The organism is Facklamia sp. P12955 (assembly GCF_050409565.1).
Classification (GTDB): domain Bacteria; phylum Bacillota; class Bacilli; order Lactobacillales; family Aerococcaceae; genus Facklamia.
Genome location: NZ_JBNUPF010000013.1, coordinates 1 through 18983 on the forward strand (window position 1 = coordinate 1; position 18983 = coordinate 18983).

The window sequence follows — 18983 nt, forward strand, 5'->3', positions numbered from 1 at the left end:
GAAAAATAGACCAAGGAAAGGTATAAAATATAAACCACCTAAAGAAGAACTTTTTGGATTCTTACTATCGGTGTTGCATTTGATTGGACAATTCGTCAAAAGAAAAAACGCCTAGTTTATAAACTGGGTGTTTTAATCATTTTAAACTATATCAATCGAAACAGGGTAATCAATATTTAAGTCAGGATCTTCTTCGTTCACTAATTTTAGCGTCATTTCTAAATCATCATCTAATTCAGGTGCCTCTTCATCTTCTTCTAAGCTTTGAATTTTAAGATGATTTCGCCTTTAGCGTTTGTTTCAATTTCTTCTGAAAGAAAAACCATTTTTTCATCGATTAAATCATCATCGATAGTAACATCTTCTGCCATGATATTCATGGTTCTATCTGTCTTATTTTCTACTTCAAAGACGAACTCATAATAATACCCTAATTCTTCATCATCTTTTTCATTTACTTCGACATATTTAATGAAGAAGTCTTTGTCATCCGTAATAATATATTCTTCATCTCCACCTGTTAATTCTTTTAACTTGGCTTTCTTGTCTTTCAGCTCCTCTTTGAGAGCTTTAATTTCGATTTTCAATTCTTCAATCTTTTCTTCATCTTGAGCGGAGACAGTCACTCCCCCCAATATCATCATACTTGCCAATAGCACTATATTTTTTTCATCAATGACTCCTCCTTTTGATTTTAACAGTTTTATTTCTTGTCTATATATTAACCATAACATTGAAGAAGAAGGCATTCAATTAGATAGCTTATTGCCTTAGAGAATAATAAATAGAAAACCAAAAGGACTTAAAAACTTTTTGAATTTTTATAACAATATAGTTTTAGAATAATTAAAGATAATTAAAATTTCTAATTGGAACAATTGTAAATAAAGTTAATTTCTTTATCTTTTTCCCTAGAATTTATCTATTAGATGGAGTATGCTTAAAAAGATGTAAAAAAGCTGGAAAAAAATTGTGAATAAAATAAGGTGATCAAATGTATAAGAAAATAGCAGCCAGCCTAGTAGTGTGTTCAATTTTACTGTTAATCATTTATATGACATTTAATGCTAACAATCAGAATGAATCGACCTTTTCAAAAATCGAATTGAGTGCTCGAAAGAACAAATCGCCTGAAGCTTATCGCAAAGAACTATTGGAATTATATGAAACGCAACCCTTAACCGGAGAGGGTGTGGTTGAAGAAAGAGAATTAAGAGATATTAGTCTCAATGAGTATAATACAAAAATAGAGACTATTTTAGCTGAAATAACTGATCAACCACTCAAAGAATCCATCCATTCTTTAGCCGAGAGAGATCGGCCGCTAGTCGAATTAAATCAAGAGGTTCGTAATCTTAAAAAGAATATGGAAAATCCTAACAAATATTCTCCAGGTTTTTTAATTAAAGTGAAAGAAATTGATCGTAAATTAGAAGCAAACAACTTAACAAGAACATACAAAGACTTGAGTCACTGTTATCAAAGTTGGGGAAAGGCAATTTATGAACATTCTATTCCAGTCCCTCGTAAAGTCTATGCTGACCCAGACCTAGGGAAGTTTATAAACATATCAGCCCAGCCAGATGAAAATACTAATACTCAAATGCACTCTGCTAAATTTGCAGTCTTAACGTTTGATGACGGGCCCAACCCAGTCACTACGCCACAAATCCTAGATATTCTTAAAGCACATGATGTGAAAGCAACCTTTTTTGTATTGGGTCAAAATGCAGAAAAGTATCCCGAAATCATTCAACGCATGCATGATGAAGGGCACTTGGTGGGCAACCATTCCTACAGTCATCGAAATTATACAATAATCAGTGATGCTGATGTTCTATATGAACTGAATCACACTAACGAAATTATTGAAAGGGTGACTAATGCCTCTGTCAACTACTATCGAATGCCATATGGAGCAGGTGGCAAACGTGAAATGAATTTAACGGAAATGACTCCTGTTCTATGGAACGTTGATTCGGAAGATTGGAAGAGTCGAAATGAACAAGCCATTATCAACCGTGTAGTAGCAACCCTATTACCTAGTCCAGTAATTTTAATGCACGACATCTATCAAGAATCGGCTAACTCATTAGGAGCAGTCATTGAAAGCGTCCAAGCCAATGGGTATCAGTTTGTGCGACTGGATGAAATGATGTAATTATTCAAACCTCATTATCATAAGTATAAATGCCTAGCTAGAATTCAAGTCTAGTTGGGCATTATTTTTTCTTTTGTTTAATAGTTTTTTACAATTTTAGATTATAACTAATGATCCATAATCTATTTATAAAAATAATATGCTATATAAACTGATTAAGTAATAACCAAGTGTTATAATTAAATCATGAAGCGTTTACACAAAAATTTAGGAGGTATTTTATGAAGAAGTTTTTCGCAAGCATTGTTGCCATGTTATCGGCAGGAATGTTACTGGCTCAACCAGTAGCTGCCTGTACAGGCGTATATGTTGGTAAGGGCCTTACAGAAGATGGGTCAGTTATTTTTGGCCGAACAGAAGACTTAGAACAAAGCCATAATAAGACTTTTGTAGTAATTGAAGCGACGGAAAATGAAGAAGGCGCAAAGTTAGTGGATGAATATACTAAGTTCGAATTTGAACTACCAGCTCAATCTTATAAGTATTTTGCTGTGCCAGATACCACCCCTGAGTGGGGCTTGTATTATGAAGCAGGTTATAATGAGTATGGTGTAGCGATGGATGCGACCACTACTACTTATACTAATGATGAAGTTTTAGCGGTTGACCCTTTAGTTGAAAATGGTCTTTCAGAAGGAATCATGACGACCGTCGTTTTAGGTCACGTTAAAACAGCGCGTGAGGGCGTGGAGTTGTTAGCATCGATTATCGATGAGAAAGGCTCTTCCGAAGGCAACGGATTGATTATTGCTGATAAAAATGAAACTTGGTATATGGAAATTTTATCCGGTCATCAATATGCTGCGATGAAGTTGCCAGATGATATGTTTGCCGTATTCCCCAACTCGTTCTTCTTAGAAACAATCGATGTGAACGATACTGAAAATGTGATTGCCTCTGCCGATTTAATTAACATTGCAGAAGAAGCGGGTACTTATGTCGAGGAAGAGGGGATGATTCGGGTTGCTGATTCTTATGCAGCTGAAATAGATCCCGGGTCTGTGTCTAGGTATTGGTCTGGAGTAAAAACCTTAGATCCAGATGCAGAAGTTTCTTTAGATGATACAGAGTTTCCATTCTTACATTCTACGGATAAAACAATCACATTAGATCAAGTCATGAGCTTACAACGAAATCGTTTAGAAGATACAGATTATATTCCAGCGGATAACATCGCATCTGCTACCGGTGGACAAGTTGTTAAAGAAACTGAAACAACAGAAGGTGAAGAAACCAAAGCAACAGAAAGCGAAGAGGCTGAGGCAACAGAAGGTGAAGAAACCAAAGCAACAGAAACCGAAGAAACCGAAGTAGAAGAAAGCGAAGAAACTGAAGCAACAGAAACCGAAGAAACCGAAGTAGAAGAAAGCGAAGAGGCTGAAGCAACAGAGGGCGAAGAAGCTGAAGCAACAGAAGGCGAAGAAGCTGAAACAACAGAGGGCGAAGAAACTGAAACGACTGAAAAGCAAGAACCAGAAAAGCCTGAGAATGCTTTATATCCCATTGGTAACAAAAATACAATGGAAGCTCATATCTTCCAAATTTATGAAGATATGCCTGAAAAAGTACCAGGTGTGATGTGGTTAGCGATGGGATCACCTACCGTTTCACCTTACTTACCATACTTTGGAAATATCAATGACACACTATCTGCTTACCAAGTGGAAGCCAATGAATATGATCCAGAATCATTCTATTGGGCAGTAGATAATCTACTAACCATTATGTTAGAAGATGAAGAGAACTTAAAACCAGAAATGAGAGAAAAGATCTTAGCCATTGAAAAAGCTGGTAAAGATAAATACGAAGAATTACGTCAAGAACTTATCACGATGTATGCGGAAGATCCCCAAGCAGCTGCAGAATGGATTACTGAACAAACCATGCAATTAGCTCAAGATGCCTTTGACCAAATTAAAGATTTAGAAGCAGAGTATGTAGAGAAATAAGGCTCATTGTTCAATCGGATTGATAATATTTTTCAAGAGATCAAGCAGCATGTTTTTGTTGCTTGATCTTTTTTTCCTGACGTAAAGCGTTATGAAATGACTAAACCACTTGCTCGGAAGTGTGTGTAGTATTGATAGCCATCAGCATATCTGTTGAGAAGTTTAATCTTATGGTTGATTCCTTTAATTGGTTCATTGATTTGAGGAGGGAGGAATAAGTTCTATTTTTAATAATGGTTTGATGCCCATTATATATCGAACAAATAAGGATAGAATAAGTTAGTATTGTTTGATATAGATATTGTTTCAATAATTAACAGCAAAACATTTCACTATGTTGATGTAATAATTTATGATATCAAAAACTATTAATAAATAGGCTCAAGAAGCTAAGAATTATTGCTTAATCTAAGGCTTCTCTTTTGTTACTCTTAATAAGAGGATAAAACTTGATAAAGTTAAAGAGAGTGTTTCCGTGGAAATAAGAGTGTTGAATGAAGCAGATATAAAGGAAGTTATGACCATGAAAGAACTATTCAAGCGGTAAAAAAGCTTTAAAATTATATTCTGAAGATAAAACAGATAATCCCTTAAGAACAAACATTGATTTAGAAGAATTCGGAGGTCAAAATTTATCCATGCCAAGTTTAGCTGGCTCGGCGACAGGGTTTAAAATAGTTTCTGTCTATCCGAATAATATCCATGTTTAAAACAGGGGGACACGCTCAACATCAATTAGAAGCGATGTTATCAGCGCAACCAATTAAAGAAGAGTGTGCCTTTGATAGTGACCAAGAGCGTGCTAGCGCATTCGCTTAAAAAAATGATGGATTTATTCGCTAAAAAGTTTGACGTTGAAATTAAAGCTGTTGCTTCTCCAAAAGAAACAATCGGTGGGGACGACGTTATCACAATTGTTACCACATTACAAAAGCTGTTTTTGATAGTGAAAATCTTAAACCAGGAGCCCATATTAATGGCGTAGGCTCATACAAGCCAGACATGCAAGAACTTCCTGAAGCAATTTTTGCTCAAGCAGGTAAGATCTATTTAGATACCAAAGATGGAGTCTTAAATGAATCAGGCGATTTAATCAATCCGCTCAAAAAAGGTATTATACAAAAAAGTCCATCACAGGTGAATTAGGTCAATTAGATTCAGGTAAAATAGCCGGGCGTCAATCAGAAGACGAACTCACTGTCTTTAAGACGATAGGCTCTGCTGTTTTAGATATTATAGTTGGAAAAGCGATTTATGAAAAAGCTATGGAATTAAACAAGAGCCAAGTGATTGAATTATAAATCTAAGTCACTTCTATGCGAAGTGCTTTTATATAAATAAAGTTAAAATTTAAAGAGAATAAGTAGGGAAAAATGATGAGCTGTTATACTTATTAAACAAAGAAAAAGAAATTAACTTTAGGGAGGTCATCAATGAAGTTACCAACGATTAATTTTGAAGAAGTAAATTTCTTTACCATACTCTTAAGGCCCCTTTTAGCTATGTTGATTAATGGTATGATTGGTTTTGGACGTGGATTGAAAATCATCCAGCCGGTATGCGTACTTATATTTTAGTCTGTGTAACTTCAGCCATGGTAATGATGACCAATCAGTTTGCAGCCGAATTTTTTTGAAGGAGTTGATGCTACACGGATGGGGTCGCAAGTTGTGAGTGGGATTGGCTTTTTAGGTGCCGGTATGATTTTAGTTACTAATCGTGACAAAATTAAAGGGTTAACCACGGCTGCGGGCTTGTAGTCCTCGGCTTGTATTGGCTTAGCAATTGGGATCGGCTTCTACGAAGTAGCAATTGTTGTAGGCTTTATACTCCTAATCACTTTGACCTTCTTACAAAGACTTGAAAGCTCATTAAGGAAGAAAATACCTTGGGTAACGGTTTTTGTGCAAGCAAATGATGTTCAATCTTTTAATGAGGTCCTTCATTTTATTGAAGTGTCATTAGTTACCGTCACTTTTATCAAACCCTTAGTGAATAATAGTGACCAACTTGATTATTTAGTCCGTCTAGTAATTCCTAAAGAAGTTCATCCTGAAAAGTTCTTCCAAGACATCAATCAGCTTGCAGGCGTGAGTATTTATGAATCGGAAGATGAATATAATGAATAAAAAAGCTAGTCAAATGTTATCACCATTGGCTAGCTTTTTGCTTATATATTTTTATAGAATATTCCTCTTGGATGTAATCAATTAGAGGATGATGATCTTGGTAATGGGTTGATTCAAGTGTTTTAATTGGAGTAATCCCCATCAAACAGTTGGTCATAAAACCAGCTTGGAAAGATTGTCTTTCTTGCCAGTCTATGGGGCGAATAGTCACAGGGAAATGGTCAAGCACCCATTGACGCATAATACCTGGAAGAAGACCTGCGCTTGTTGGAGCAGTGATAAGCTCTTGGTCTTTAACAAAAAAGAGATTCGTAAAGCTTCCCTCAGTGATCTGGTCTTTTTCATTTAAAAAGATGCATTCAAAAGCCCCTTTTTCTCTTATCTGCTTTAAATTAATTTTGTTCGCTAAGTACATAGTGGACTTATGTTGCAAGAGTGTGTTAGAGGAATGGCGCTGCCACTTGGCTAATTTTAATGGCTTTGCAGGCAAGAATCTCTTACCATAGGGATCCGATCGTTCTTGTAGAACAAGATTACCTGGTGAGAGGATGATTTTTAAAGCCCCATCCACCATTTCTTTCTCGTTAATAGAGTTGACAATAACGTTTTTGGTTATAGAACTTTTGAAACCTAAAGCTTTGGCTGATTGACACAAACGGCTAAGATGTTGGTCTAAGAAGAGCGCTTGTCCATTGATGACTTTAAGGGTGGTAAAAACACCTTGTCCAAAAAGAAAGCCTTCATCTAATTTGATGTAAGCCATGGTTGGCACTCCTTCATTAGTTGATCCAACATAGAATAATCAATAGTCTGAGCGGCATCGGTCCAGGCCTGGTCGGGATTGTGATGGACTTCGACCATAATCCCCGAAATATCAGCGGCTAAAGCGGCTTTACTTAAAGGGAGGATGAGGTCGCGTCTACCACTGGCATGGCTAGGATCAATAACGACAGGTTGTTTCGTTTTGGCTTGGAGGAGAATAGCACCTGCTAAATCAAGGGTGTTGCGTGTTTCATCTTGAAAGCTACGTATGCCGCGTTCGCAGTATACAACCGAAGCTTTTCCTTCGCTCATTAAATACTGACCGGCCATTTCCCATTCTTTAAGAGTTGCTGAAAAGCCTCTTTTTAATAGGACAGGTTTACCGGCTTGACCTAACAACTTCAGCAGTTGGTAATTATACATATTTCGAGAACCTACTTGAAACATGTCCACAAGATCGATCAGCTTTTCGACATCATATTCACTTAAAACTTCTGTGACCATCGGGAGGTGAACTGAATCAGCGGCGGCTCTTAAGTACTTTACACCTTCAAAGCCTAAACCTTGAAAAGCATGAGGGCTAGTTCTTGGTTTATAAGCACCCGCTCGAATCATGTCGACTCCCGCCGCCTTCAAGGCTTGAGCTTCTTTAAAAATATGTTCTTCAGATTCAATAGAGCAGGGTCCAGCGATAACAATAGCTGGTTGTTTGCCAAAAGTGACTTGCTTTACAGATACAGAATTCATTGTCATTTATATCTTCTCTTTCTATGTGATAGGTGATGGATTATTAGGATTAAAGAGGTAATTTTTGATAAAATCCAGAGCTTGAAGGTAGCCTGCAGGGCCTTGTCCTTCAATTGTTATTAAGGCTAAATCTTGGATATATGAGACTTGTCGGTAACTTTCTCTTTGACTAATAGAACTTAGATGGACTTCTACAAAAGGAATAGCAACGGCTGCTAAAGCATCGCGAATAGCGATGGATGTATGGGTGTAGGCAGCTGGGTTTATTACTATGCCATCCACCTTTTGATAAGCATTTTGAATTTTATCGACTAAGGCTCCTTCGTGGTTGGATTGAAAGATATCAAGGTCTACAGCATATTCATTTGCCCATTTTTTTAAAGAGTTTGTTAAGTCAGAGTATGAGGTTTGACCGTATATTTCTGGTTGACGGATGCCTAATAAGTTAAGGTTGGGTCCGTTGAGGACTAATAATCGCATGTTTGATCAGCCTTTCTTGCATTTCTTGATAGCTAGTTGGGATAGAAGACTTGACGGGAATAATGAGGTCTGCACTCTCTTGGTAGAGTGTTTTTCGTTCATTCCATAAACGCTTAACTTGGTCTAGTGAAGCTGAAAGTGGTCGGCCCTTTCGAGACAGTTCTTCTAAGGGGCGCTCCAATAGAATCAATCGACCATTCTGAGTTAGAGCTTGTCGGTTCCTTGCCCTTAAAATGGCACCTCCGCCCGTGGCAATTACTTGCCCATTTTCCTTAGCCACTTGATGAATGATTTTTTCTTCTAGGTCGCGAAAAGGTTTTTCGCCCACCTTGGAAATATATTCAGAGATCGGTTGATGGATGACAGCTTCGATCAATTGATCGGTGTCTAAAAAGGGGCGGCCTAGTTGATCAGCCAGTTTTTTTCCGAGAGTGGTCTTGCCAACACCTGGCATTCCGATGAAAACTAAGTTTTCGATTCCCTGCCAATAGGATTGGCAAATTTGATGGATGAAGTCTGTCGGATAAGACTTACCGGTAAAAAGTTGACTGGCAAAAAAAGCTTGAGCAATTAACATGTCGAGTCCACCTATAGCTTGAATGCCTTGGCTTTTGGCTTGGAGGACTAAAGAAGAGCGTAAGGGATTATAGATGAGATCAACGACCGCTTCTAGTTGAGGGAATGCGGTCAAGTTTAATCTTAAATCCTGGTTATTAGGGTACATACCAACCGGTGTCGCATTGAAAATAACTTGAGCCGTCTGATTGTCAGCCTTTAATGGTGGGAAAGCTTGGCGAATGCTTAAATGGCTAACTCGTTGACAGTCTTGGTTTTTAGCATAAACAGCGATCATTTTGGCAGAGCCACCGGATCCAAGAATAAGCACATTTTTGCCTGTTAAGGTCAGATGATTATTTTTTAATAAAAAGTCTAAGCCAGCGTAGTCAGTATTATAGCCTTTGAGTTTTCCCTCTTCATTCACAATTGTATTGACCGATCCGATGGTTTTAGCCAAGGGGTCTAGGTTGTCTAAATAAGGTAAGGCCGCTTCTTTATAAGGAATAGTCACATTGAGTCCGAGGAAGTTTTTCTCTAAAAGAAAGTCTTTCAACTGATTGGGTTCTAATTCAATTAAGTGATAGGGATAGTTCCCAATTCGTTGGTGAATAGATTGGGAATAACTATGACCTAATTTACGTCCGATTAAGCCACAAAGAGTGGGTTTTTTATTTTTTTGAGATGTCTGTAACATAAGAACCTACTTTCTAAAGGCGGCAATTAATTTTTTGTTGAAATAGTTGGCCATTGACCGTCCATCATCATTAGGTCTAAAAGGCAAATAGCGGTCATTGCTTCAATAACGGGAACAACCCGAGGGACGATACAAGGATCATGCCGGCCCTCAATCGTCAATTCTTGATTAACTTGTTTATCAAGGTTGACACTTGCTTGGGGTTGACCGATAGAAGAAGTAGGCTTAATTGCTACTCGCATAATCAAGGGCATGCCAGTGGTCAAACCACCGATAATACCGCCGTGATGGTTGGTCAGCGTTTTAACCATCAAGTTATTATCCAAATAATAAGGATCGTTGTGCTGGCTGCCGCGTAAGTTTGCTCCAGCAAAGCCCGTTCCGAATTCTACGCCGCGAGTGGCGGGAATGCCAAACATGGCATGGGCTAATTTAGCTTCACACGAATCATAGAGGGGTTGACCGATACCAACTGGTAAGCCGTCAACGATTACTTCGATTTGCCCTCCTACAGAGTCTTTATCTTCTTTAGCGGCTAGGATAGCTTCCTTCATGGCTTGGCCTTGCAGGGCATCAATTACGGCAAATTCTTTATTAACTAATTCACTTAAGGCTTTAAAATCAGGTTGCGCAAAATCAACTAACCGGTCTTTTATACCAGCGATTGAATGAATGTGGCTATAAATTTGGATGTCGCTTGTTTCTAATAAATAGCGGGCAATACTACCAGCCATTACAATTGGAGCAGTCATGCGCCCTGAAAAGTGTCCGCCCCCACGAATGTCATGGTGTCCCTCATATTTAATGAAAGCAGGATAATCAGCATGTGAGGGGCGAGGGAGATAGTGATGTTGGGCATAATCCTTGGACTGCATGTCTTGATTCCTAATTTCTAAGCAAAGGGGCGCCCCACAGGTTTTACCGTCTACAATACCTGCTTTGACTTCAAATAAATCAGTCTCGTTACGGCTAGTTGACCAAACCTTTTTACCAGGACGACGACGTTCGAGAGCTGTTTGAATGGCTGCATAAGGGAAATCTAAACCGGCAGGAAGGCCATCAATGACTACCCCAATCGCTTTAGCATGGGATTGTCCGTAAACAGTGAGACGAAAATTTTGACCGAGACTAAAGGACATGATAGATACCTCCTAATTTTTGAAAATCATCGAAGAAGTGGGGATAAGATTTAGAAACACAGTCCGCCCCTTTAATAATCACAGGTTCTTGGGCAAAACTACCCGCAATGGCAGCTGTCATTGCAATACGGTGGTCTTGAAAAGTATCCACAATTCCGCCATGAAAGCCTTGCCCTCCTTGCAAGATGAACCCATCAGCTTCAGCTTGTATGTAGACACCTAAAGCTTGCATAAGAGCTACGGTAGATTCTATTCGGTCACTTTCTTTTAAGCGGAGGCGTTGGCCGTTAACGATGCGAGTAATCCCAGCTTTTCTAGCGGCTGCTAGGGTAAGGATAGGAATAGCATCGGGCAATTGACGGGCATCGATTTCCACTATTTGATTACTTGCAGTTGAAGTCTTACTGGGATGATAGTCAGTGGATTGTCTTGCCGACTCGGGGATGGGATAGCCCAATTTATCCAAATAGGACAAAGCCTGACGGTCTGCTTGGAGACTGTCAAAAGTAAGATTTAAGACCTGGACGCCTGCTACTAAGAAGAAAAGGGCGTTGGACCAATCGCCTTCTACTTGGTAGGGCGCTGCTTGTATAGGTCCATCGAGTAAGTGATAGGCTTGAGTTTGATGAGAAAAATCAATCCTTTTACTAAATTCTTTTAAGCTAGCTAAGGTCATGTCGACATAGGCAGCGGATTCCAAAGGCGAAGTTAATTTTATCTGACTTGCTTTATTTAAATGAGCGAGAGCCAAAGCTAATCCTGAAATAAATTGAGAAGAAACATTACCTGGAAGTTGGTAATTTCCTGCTTCTAACTTGCCTGAAAGCCAGATACTAGGGCCTTCTTCTTGCCAATAAATACCTAATTGGTCAAACAAGTCCCAATAAGGTTGGTTGGTTCGATTGATCAAACTCCCTTGGCGAAGGATTTCGACCTGTTGGTTCTTTTCTAACCGACTAGCTAAGATAGGAATTAGAAAGCGTAAGCTTGTTCCTGACTCGCCCACATTGAAGTGGCGCTTCATAGAATGAGCATCTGGCAGGATATGGTATGCTTTTTGATCTGAATCATGGTGAACCAGGCAACCTAGTCCTTCAATACAAGTCAATGTTGCTTCTAAATCTTTTGAAAGACGGTCTAAATAGATGGTAGAGGGACCATTGGCTAAGCTGGCTGCAAAGAGTGCTCGATGAGCGTCTGATTTAGAAGGAATTGCAGAAATACTGCCTTTTAAAGAGTGAGGCATAATTTGAATATCCATCTACAATCGACTCCCTGCTTCAATCCATTGGCCTAATTCATGAATAGGAATGGCTTGTCGGACACAATTTCCTATTTCAACAGGAATAATTAAGTGAATCGTTTGGTCTTGTTTTTTCTTGTCGTGATTAATGGCGTTCAGTAAATCATGGTTATCACAGTAATAAGTCTGGAATAGTCCTTGTTTTTGGTATAAATCTTCAAGAAGAGGAACGAATGATTGGCGGGCCCAACCCAATTTAAAACTAGCACGAGCCATCCATAATAGGCCGATTGCGACTGCTTCACCATGGTTCACTTGGTGGTTGCTAATACTTTCAATGGCATGGGCGAAAGTATGACCTAAATTAAGGAATTGTCTTTTACCTTGATCGTGAAAATCATTAGCAACATAGGCGTGTTTTATTTCTAAAGACCGTTTAATTAGATTCAAGTAGTTGAGTTGACTTTTATCTCGTCTGATGTCCTCCAATAAAGCGGGGTCAGTAAGGATCGCATATTTTATAATTTCTGCTAACCCATTGTTAATTTGTCTGATATCTAAGGTGTCTAAATAGGCAATATCGATATGAACCCAAGCGGGATGATAGAAAGTACCCACTTGATTTTTATAGGCACCAAAATTAATGCCATTTTTACCCCCAATGGCAGAGTCAACCATAGCTAAAAGAGTCGTCGGAACTTGTATAAAGTTGATTCCTCTTAAATATGTGGCGGCTAAAAAGCCCCCTAAGTCACCAATGACGCCACCACCAAAGGCGATTAGGCAATCAGACCGAGTAAGTTTTTCTTCTACCATACGATTCATCACTTCTTGATAACAAGCTAATGACTTTGACGCTTCACCGGCAGGAACAATATGGTAAGAAAAGGATGCTAACTGACCAAGTTGATCAATTTGTTCTTGGTAAAGGGTCGCCACATTTTGATCCGTTAGTAGAAACTTTTTTCCGCTCATTTGGCTTAAGCGTTTTTTTAATTGACTAAAATGATGGTGTTCTAGATAGATTGGATAAGGAAAAACATTCAATTGGATGTCCAAAATGTACCCTCCTAAACAAAAATAGGAGCTCTGAAAAATTCAGAGCTCCGCTAAAGATGGATAATAAAACAGCGGAAGATAAAAGGCATCGCATGATTGTTCATTTCGTTTTACAGCAACTTCCCATCTGTAAATACTTTACGCACCTTTTATACTCTGTTCAAAGTTCTCCTTCATTATAGGTGAATGATAGCACTTGTCAATCATTGACAAGGATTAAATGCTATTCTTTTTAAATTACTTTTCAGGTATTTTTACTAACTACAAATTGTGATAAAATAGGACAATAACCAGTTGCATAGATATCGTTGAAAAAAATGTTAGGAGAAACCATTATGAAGTTTGTTATCATTGATAATTATGATTCCTATACTTATAATCTGTTTCAATTAATAGCCAAAGTGACGCAAGAAGTTCCGTTGGTTATTAAGAATGATCAAATGTCATATGAAGAATTCAAATTGTTAGATTTTGATGCGGTGGTTATTTCACCAGGTCCTGGAAGTCCTGAAAATCCTGAAGATTTTGGTCTTTGCCGTGAAGTAATCGAAAAAGAAGAACGTCCCATATTGGGCATCTGTTTGGGTCAGCAAGGAATTTATTATCTGAATGGAGGAGAAATTATATTGGCTCCTCAGCCTGTTCATGGGCGGCTGAGTGAAATCAGACATAATAATCAAGGACTTTTTAAAGGACTACCGCAAGATTTTAAAGTGACCCGTTACCATTCTTTAGTCTGTAAAGAAGAGAAATTGGAGAACATTCAAGTGGATGCGAGAACGCACGATGGCTTAATTATGGGGATTTCTCATCGTAGCAAACCTCAATACGCCGTTCAGTTTCATCCAGAGTCAATTGCTTCACAAGAAGGTGAACGTCTAATTGAGAATTTTGTAGACTTGATCCACACCTTCCAAATACAGACAAATCCTTTGCGTGTTACAAAAGTTCCTTATCAAGGCAATGCACAAGCGTTGTTTAATCAGCTTTATCAAATTAATAAACAAACGCAATGGTTAGACTCTAGTCAAGTGACAAAAGCTTTGTCTCGTTTTTCTATAATTGGACAAGCGGGTCCTCGCCATGGCCATCGTCTGACCTATGATATTACGGATAATGTGGTTATCAAGACAGATATAAAGGGAAGAGAAGAAAGAATTCATCAAGATATATTCACTTATTTAGAAAAACATCAACCTCAATGGCCAATCCATCAAGATTTACCATGTGATTTCCAATTAGGTTATATTGGTTATTTTGGTTATGAGCTCAAAAGTTTAATGGAAGGGCCTAATCAGCATCAGTCATTGTATCCTGATGTTATATTAGATTATATTGATCGAGCGGCTGTTATCGATCATCACGAAAACCAACTTTATTTACTATCCTATAAAGATGACAAAGACTGGATCAAAGATTTAGATTTTTCACAGGCTTATATTTCAGTAGGTGAAAAAGAAGAGCTTATCATGGAGGCCTTCGATCAACCAACTATTGCTTGGGCTATGGCTCGCAGTGACTATTTGAAAGCTATCCACCAATGTCAAGACTACATTCGAAAAGGAGAGTCCTATGAAATATGTTTGACCAACCGCTTGGATATCAAAGACCAGCTAGATGCCTATATATATTACCAAACCTTACGCCAAGCCAGTCCAGCCCCTTACGCAGCCTTTTTAACTTTTGATCATTTTGCTGTTGCGTGTTCTTCTATGGAAAAATTCTTAACTTTGAATCGTGATGGTAGAGTTCAAACCAAGCCCATCAAAGGAACGGCTAAAAGGGGTCAAAACCCAGCAGAAGATCAAGCGATTATTCATGCTTTAGCAACCGAGGAAAAGACCATGGCTGAAAACTTGATGATCGTAGACCTATTGCGAAATGATTTAGGTAAGGTCTGTCAGATTGGAACAGTAACGGTTCCCAAGTTGATGGCTGTTGAGAGTTATTCAACCCTTCATCAATTAGTGACTACCGTTCAAGGCTTTCTTGCAAAAAATGTTTCAGCTATTGATCTGTTTAAAGCTTGCTTCCCTGGTGGTTCAATGACTGGAGCGCCGAAGTATCGTACCCTCGAATTAATTGATCAATTAGAAGGACGTCCACGAGGTATCTACTCAGGGGCTATTGGCTATATTGCTAATAATGGTTGTATGGATTTAAATATTGTTATACGTACGGCGGTTATTGAAGAAGAAAAGACTAGTCTCGGTCTAGGGGGAGCAATTATTGCCCTTTCAGATCCAGAAGAAGAGTACCAAGAAACTTTAGTCAAAGCCCAAGGAGCTCTTAATGCCTTAAAAGCCTATTACCATCTACCTTCAACTTACGAATTTAAAATTGAAGGGGCCTAAAAGGATTCATTAAAGATAAATGAGTTTGTTAAACGAAGAAAACCAGCAAGCATACCATTATTATGCTTGCTGGTTTTTTTATTATTTAACTTTCCCAAGTGTTCGCAAACTATTAAGAACTGCAAGGATGGTCACACCAACATCGGCGACAATAGCCATCCACATGGATGAGAAGCCTAAAGCGGCGAGGCTTAGGAAGAGTACCTTAATTCCAAGTGCAAAGGCTATATTTTCTTGAGCAATGCGTAAAGTTTTTTGAGCAATTTTAATAGCTTGAGGGAGTTTAGCTAAAGAATCATTCATAATGACAATGTCTGCTGATTCAATAGCTGCGTCAGATCCCATTCCTCCCATGGCAATTCCAATATCTGCACGGGCAAGAGCCGGGGCATCATTGATGCCATCACCGATAAAGGCTACATTAGAGGATTTTTTATTAGACGTTGATTGCTTAACGTTAGCTAAAATTTTCTCCAGTTCGATCATCTTTTCTTGTGGAAGCAAGTCACCTTTTGCTTGATCAATCCCAACAAGTTGAGCGATTTCGTCGACGGTTGCTTGATTGTCACCAGAAAGTAAGATGGCAGAGGAAATACCCAATTGATGTAATTCTGTCAGCGCGGACTGAGAATCTGGTTTGATCTGGTCTTTAATGAGGACATAGCCTTGATATGCTTGATTAATACTGAGATAAACGACAGTGGCAGCAGTCTTTAATTCTGGCACTTCGATCTTGAATTGATCCATCAAGTCCTTGTTTCCAGCAAGTAAACTTTTACCGTCCACAATTCCTTTAAGACCTTTACCGGTGATTGTTTCTACTTCTTGCACACGATGAGGATCTAAGGGCTGATTATAGGCTTCTTGAATGGAGAGTGCAATAGGATGGTGGGATTGGCTCTCCAAGTGAGCCAGTGCTTCTAAAAACTCATTTTTGCTTAAATATAAGGCCTCTACTTTGTCAATCGCAAAGTTACCTTGAGTGATTGTTCCGGTTTTATCTAAAACTAAGGTCTTAATCTTTGTTAGGGTTTCGAGGAAATTTCCGCCTTTAACCATGATACCTTCACGTGCTGCTGCACCAATTCCACCATAAAAACTCATAGGAACAGAGACAACTAAGGCACAAGGACAAGAGATAACTAAAAATTGTAACGCACGGTAAAAGCTTGTTGACCAAGAAATGTCACTAAAAAAGATAGGAGGCAAAGTAGCCAAAAGAACTGCTAAGGCAACTACAACCGGTGTATAAACGCGTGCGAACCGAGTAATAAATTTCTCAGTAGCTGCCTTTTTGGAAGAAGCATTTTCAACTAAGTCGATAATTTGGCTGACCGTTGAATTTTGGAAGGTCTTAGTGACTTTAACTTTCAGTTGAGAACTTAAGTTGATCGAACCTGAGTAGAGGGTGTCGCCTTCTTTTAAACTCTGAGGAAGAGATTCTCCAGTAATAGCTGAGTGGTCTACTTGAGATTGACCTTGGATAATTTGTCCATCTAGAGGGACCTTGTCTCCGACAGCTACGATAAACTCTTGACCTTCAACTAACTCGCGGGGGTCAATTTTGGTTAATGTACCATCAGTTTGTTGAATACGGGCAAAGTCAGGACGAATTGCCATCAAGGATTGAATTGATTGGCGAGATTGGTTAACGGCACGGTCTTGAAACCATTCTCCGATAGAATAGAACAGCATAACGGCAACTGCTTCAGGGTACTCACCAATCACAAAGGCACCTAAGGTAGCAATCGTCATTAAGAAATTTTCTTCTAACCAGTCCTTATTTTTAATTTTATTCCAAGTAGTTTTAAGTACATTCTGACCTATGAACAGATAGGTCAGACCAAAATAACCCACTAGAAGCCATTCAGAAGAAATATAATTTGTTAAAAAGAATCCTAAGATAAATAAAGGAATGGTAATTAAAATACGCCAGCCTTCGCTATCAAGTAAGCCTTGACTGTCCTTATTTTTATCAAGGTTTAGATTTGATTTTTCTTCTAGCTCAAAGAGCGGAACCAATTTTATCCCTTGTTCGACTTCTTGTACATTTTGTTCCAAGCTTTGAATGAGATTAGACTCCATCACTTGGTCCGTGTCGATTGTTAATTGTCCTTGTGCGAAATTAACGGTCGCTTCAACTTGATCCGAATTGTTTAAGCGAGTTTCAATTTTTTGAGCACAGTTAGCACAAGACAAACCCTGCATTTTAAATTTATAAGTCATTATTATCATTTCCTCCTTCTGCTGCATGTTCCAATGCATTGTGATATAAAATACGCACATGGTCATCAGCAATTGAATAATAAACAATACGTCCTTCTTTGCGCTTTTTAACTAAATTTAATTTAAATAGATAAGCGAGTTGATGAGAAGTGGCAGATTTGGACATGCCTATTAGATGGCCTAAATCGCAAACACACAATTCTGTCTTAAGCAAATACCATAAAATTTTTGCTCGAGAGGGTTCTGCTAATGCTTTAAAGAGTTTGATTAGAATTTTAAAATGTTCTGGATTGAGAGGCACTTCTTGAGCTTTCTTAATCGCTTCAGGATGAATTGCATTCTCTTGACAGCTATCCATGGCATGACCTACTTTCTGTTTATAAATAGTAAAAATTATCATTTATAGTTGAACAGCCGTTCAACCTTTACAACTTAAATATACCACGCACTATTATTTTTGTCAAATGAATACTAATGGTTGATAAACGGCTTGCTAAACTATAATAAACTGACCTCTAAATGAATAGAAATCAGGTAGAAAGAGTAAACGATTAAAAAATAATAAGTAAAATAGTATATAGATTGAGGGCCTTTGAGTAGACGTTAGTGAGTTTAATTGACTGTTTTAAAAGGAAATTTAATAAAGTAGAGGTTAGTTTATGAATCTTATTTATCATTTCATTGAAATAAGATTCTTTGACTAAGAGCCGGTTGACTGATAATGATACAAGCCAAATCGCCAAACACCATAAACAGGTATAGCAAAAACTAGACTCAAAAAAGGAAATAGAGCTAATCGCCAATCATTACTCTTACCTACTAAATATAAAAAGGGATAATACTGGACCAAAGCCAGAGGGAGAATAAAGGTTAGAAACTTTAATATCTTCTTTCCATAAATAGAGAAGGGATATTGACCAAATTCACGTCCGCCATCTGTAAAAATATTCATAATCTCTAATCCTTGAATGGTAAAAAAAGAAAGGCTTGCTGAAAGAAAATATAATAAGGAAAATAACAAGCTGGCTGTTAAGATCATTATGAATAAAGTAGCAATCTTATTCCACGACCATACCATCTTGCCTCTTTCAATGACGAAAACTAGTAGTAAGGCTGCTTGGATTAAGCGTCCTATACGTGAAAACTCAAATTTTGATCCAATAACTTGGAGTAAGGGGCTTTGGGGGCGAGTGAGGACACGATCAAATTCACCATTAGCAATCATCTGAGGAAAAGAATCGAATCCCCTGGCTAGCATTTCAGCTAAGGCGGCCGCAAAAGTGAAAATTCCAGCACATAAAAGCACTTCATCTTTTGAAAACCCTTGTACGCTGTGAAATCTTTCTAACATAAAATAAATGCCTAGTACAGAGACAAAGGTTGCTAAGAATTGCCCCATAATTAATAACAACATAGAAACAGGGTATTGCCATTGAGCCTGCCAATTGAGTTTAAAATAAAGACCTAAAATTTTAAACACTG

Annotated in this window: 19 protein-coding genes and 1 riboswitch; of the genes, 8 read left to right on the plus strand and 11 right to left on the minus strand. The window is 38.3% G+C overall.

Going from position 1 to position 18983, the window contains the following annotated elements; all coding sequences use genetic code 11:
- Positions 1-257: 257 nt before the first annotated feature.
- Positions 258-734: a hypothetical protein gene (locus tag ACQV2G_RS04860; RefSeq protein ID WP_428876265.1), complete on the minus strand. Its 477-nt coding sequence runs from the start codon at positions 732-734 to the stop codon at positions 258-260.
- A 260-nt stretch (positions 735-994) separates the two neighbouring features.
- Between ACQV2G_RS04860 and ACQV2G_RS04865 the strand changes: the two genes are divergently transcribed.
- The 7 genes from ACQV2G_RS04865 (at position 995) to ACQV2G_RS04895 (ending at position 6239) form a co-directional block, all read left to right on the plus strand.
- Positions 995-2161, plus strand: a complete 1167-nt coding sequence (locus ACQV2G_RS04865; protein ID WP_428876266.1) for a polysaccharide deacetylase family protein — start codon at positions 995-997, stop codon at positions 2159-2161.
- A 221-nt stretch (positions 2162-2382) separates the two neighbouring features.
- Entirely contained in the window at positions 2383-4110 is a 1728-nt protein-coding gene (locus ACQV2G_RS04870) for a C69 family dipeptidase (RefSeq protein WP_428876267.1), read from the plus strand.
- A gap of 1002 nt (positions 4111-5112) precedes the next feature.
- Positions 5113-5256, plus strand: coding sequence for a hypothetical protein (locus ACQV2G_RS04875; RefSeq protein WP_428876268.1), 144 nt, complete (start codon positions 5113-5115; stop codon positions 5254-5256).
- A 20-nt stretch (positions 5257-5276) separates the two neighbouring features.
- Positions 5277-5411 carry a hypothetical protein gene (locus tag ACQV2G_RS04880; protein WP_428875185.1) on the plus strand — a complete coding sequence of 45 codons (135 nt, stop codon included), beginning with the start codon at positions 5277-5279 and terminating at the stop codon, positions 5409-5411.
- A 132-nt stretch (positions 5412-5543) separates the two neighbouring features.
- Positions 5544-5687, plus strand: a complete 144-nt coding sequence (locus ACQV2G_RS04885) for a hypothetical protein (RefSeq protein ID WP_428876269.1) — start codon at positions 5544-5546, stop codon at positions 5685-5687.
- Between the two features lie 39 nt (positions 5688-5726).
- Positions 5727-5870: an MgtC/SapB family protein gene (locus ACQV2G_RS04890; RefSeq protein ID WP_428876270.1), complete on the plus strand. Its 144-nt coding sequence runs from the start codon at positions 5727-5729 to the stop codon at positions 5868-5870.
- 144 nt (positions 5871-6014) lie between these two features.
- Positions 6015-6239, plus strand: a complete 225-nt coding sequence (locus ACQV2G_RS04895) for a hypothetical protein (protein ID WP_428876271.1) — start codon at positions 6015-6017, stop codon at positions 6237-6239.
- 19 nt (positions 6240-6258) lie between these two features.
- Here the strand turns inward: ACQV2G_RS04895 and ACQV2G_RS04900 are convergent, their stop codons facing one another.
- Genes ACQV2G_RS04900 through aroB form a run of 7 tightly spaced genes read right to left on the minus strand, consistent with a single transcriptional unit; the run spans position 6259 to position 12921 of the window.
- Entirely contained in the window at positions 6259-7002 is a 744-nt protein-coding gene (locus tag ACQV2G_RS04900; RefSeq protein ID WP_428874361.1) for an aminotransferase class IV, read from the minus strand.
- The gene (gene aroF / locus ACQV2G_RS04905; RefSeq protein ID WP_428874360.1) at positions 6984-7754 is read right to left on the minus strand and encodes a 3-deoxy-7-phosphoheptulonate synthase; all 771 of its coding nucleotides are present in this window, start codon (positions 7752-7754) and stop codon (positions 6984-6986) included. Before aroF ends, ACQV2G_RS04900 begins: the two co-directional genes overlap by 19 nt.
- Positions 7755-7769: 15 nt before the next feature.
- The gene (aroQ, locus tag ACQV2G_RS04910) at positions 7770-8228 is read right to left on the minus strand and encodes a type II 3-dehydroquinate dehydratase (RefSeq protein WP_428874359.1); all 459 of its coding nucleotides are present in this window, start codon (positions 8226-8228) and stop codon (positions 7770-7772) included.
- Positions 8194-9480, minus strand: a complete 1287-nt coding sequence (locus tag ACQV2G_RS04915) for a shikimate kinase (protein ID WP_428876272.1) — start codon at positions 9478-9480, stop codon at positions 8194-8196. The genes aroQ and ACQV2G_RS04915 overlap by 35 nt, the downstream gene beginning before the upstream one ends.
- A 26-nt stretch (positions 9481-9506) precedes the next feature.
- Positions 9507-10619, minus strand: coding sequence for a chorismate synthase (gene aroC, locus ACQV2G_RS04920; RefSeq protein ID WP_428876273.1), 1113 nt, complete (start codon positions 10617-10619; stop codon positions 9507-9509).
- Complete coding sequence (locus ACQV2G_RS04925) at positions 10609-11880, minus strand: 3-phosphoshikimate 1-carboxyvinyltransferase (protein ID WP_428876274.1); 1272 nt, start codon at positions 11878-11880, stop codon at positions 10609-10611. The genes aroC and ACQV2G_RS04925 overlap by 11 nt, the downstream gene beginning before the upstream one ends.
- A complete protein-coding gene (gene aroB, locus ACQV2G_RS04930) occupies positions 11881-12921 on the minus strand; it encodes a 3-dehydroquinate synthase (RefSeq protein ID WP_428874355.1) in 1041 nt (346 codons plus the stop codon).
- Between the two features lie 67 nt (positions 12922-12988).
- A riboswitch (THF riboswitch) is annotated at positions 12989-13082 on the minus strand.
- A gap of 174 nt (positions 13083-13256) precedes the next feature.
- On the opposite strand from aroB, the gene pabB reads away from it, so the two are divergent.
- Positions 13257-15275, plus strand: coding sequence for an aminodeoxychorismate synthase component I (gene pabB / locus ACQV2G_RS04935; protein WP_428876275.1), 2019 nt, complete (start codon positions 13257-13259; stop codon positions 15273-15275).
- Positions 15276-15356: 81 nt separating this feature from the next.
- Here the strand turns inward: pabB and ACQV2G_RS04940 are convergent, their stop codons facing one another.
- The 3 genes from ACQV2G_RS04940 to ACQV2G_RS04950 form a co-directional block, all read right to left on the minus strand.
- Positions 15357-17501, minus strand: a complete 2145-nt coding sequence (locus ACQV2G_RS04940; protein ID WP_428874353.1) for a heavy metal translocating P-type ATPase — start codon at positions 17499-17501, stop codon at positions 15357-15359.
- Positions 17491-17859, minus strand: a complete 369-nt coding sequence (locus tag ACQV2G_RS04945) for an ArsR/SmtB family transcription factor (RefSeq protein ID WP_428875159.1) — start codon at positions 17857-17859, stop codon at positions 17491-17493. Before ACQV2G_RS04945 ends, ACQV2G_RS04940 begins: the two co-directional genes overlap by 11 nt.
- 342 nt (positions 17860-18201) lie before the next feature.
- Complete coding sequence (locus tag ACQV2G_RS04950; RefSeq protein ID WP_428874351.1) at positions 18202-18981, minus strand: ABC transporter permease; 780 nt, start codon at positions 18979-18981, stop codon at positions 18202-18204.
- Between the last annotated feature and the right edge of the window lie 2 nt (positions 18982-18983).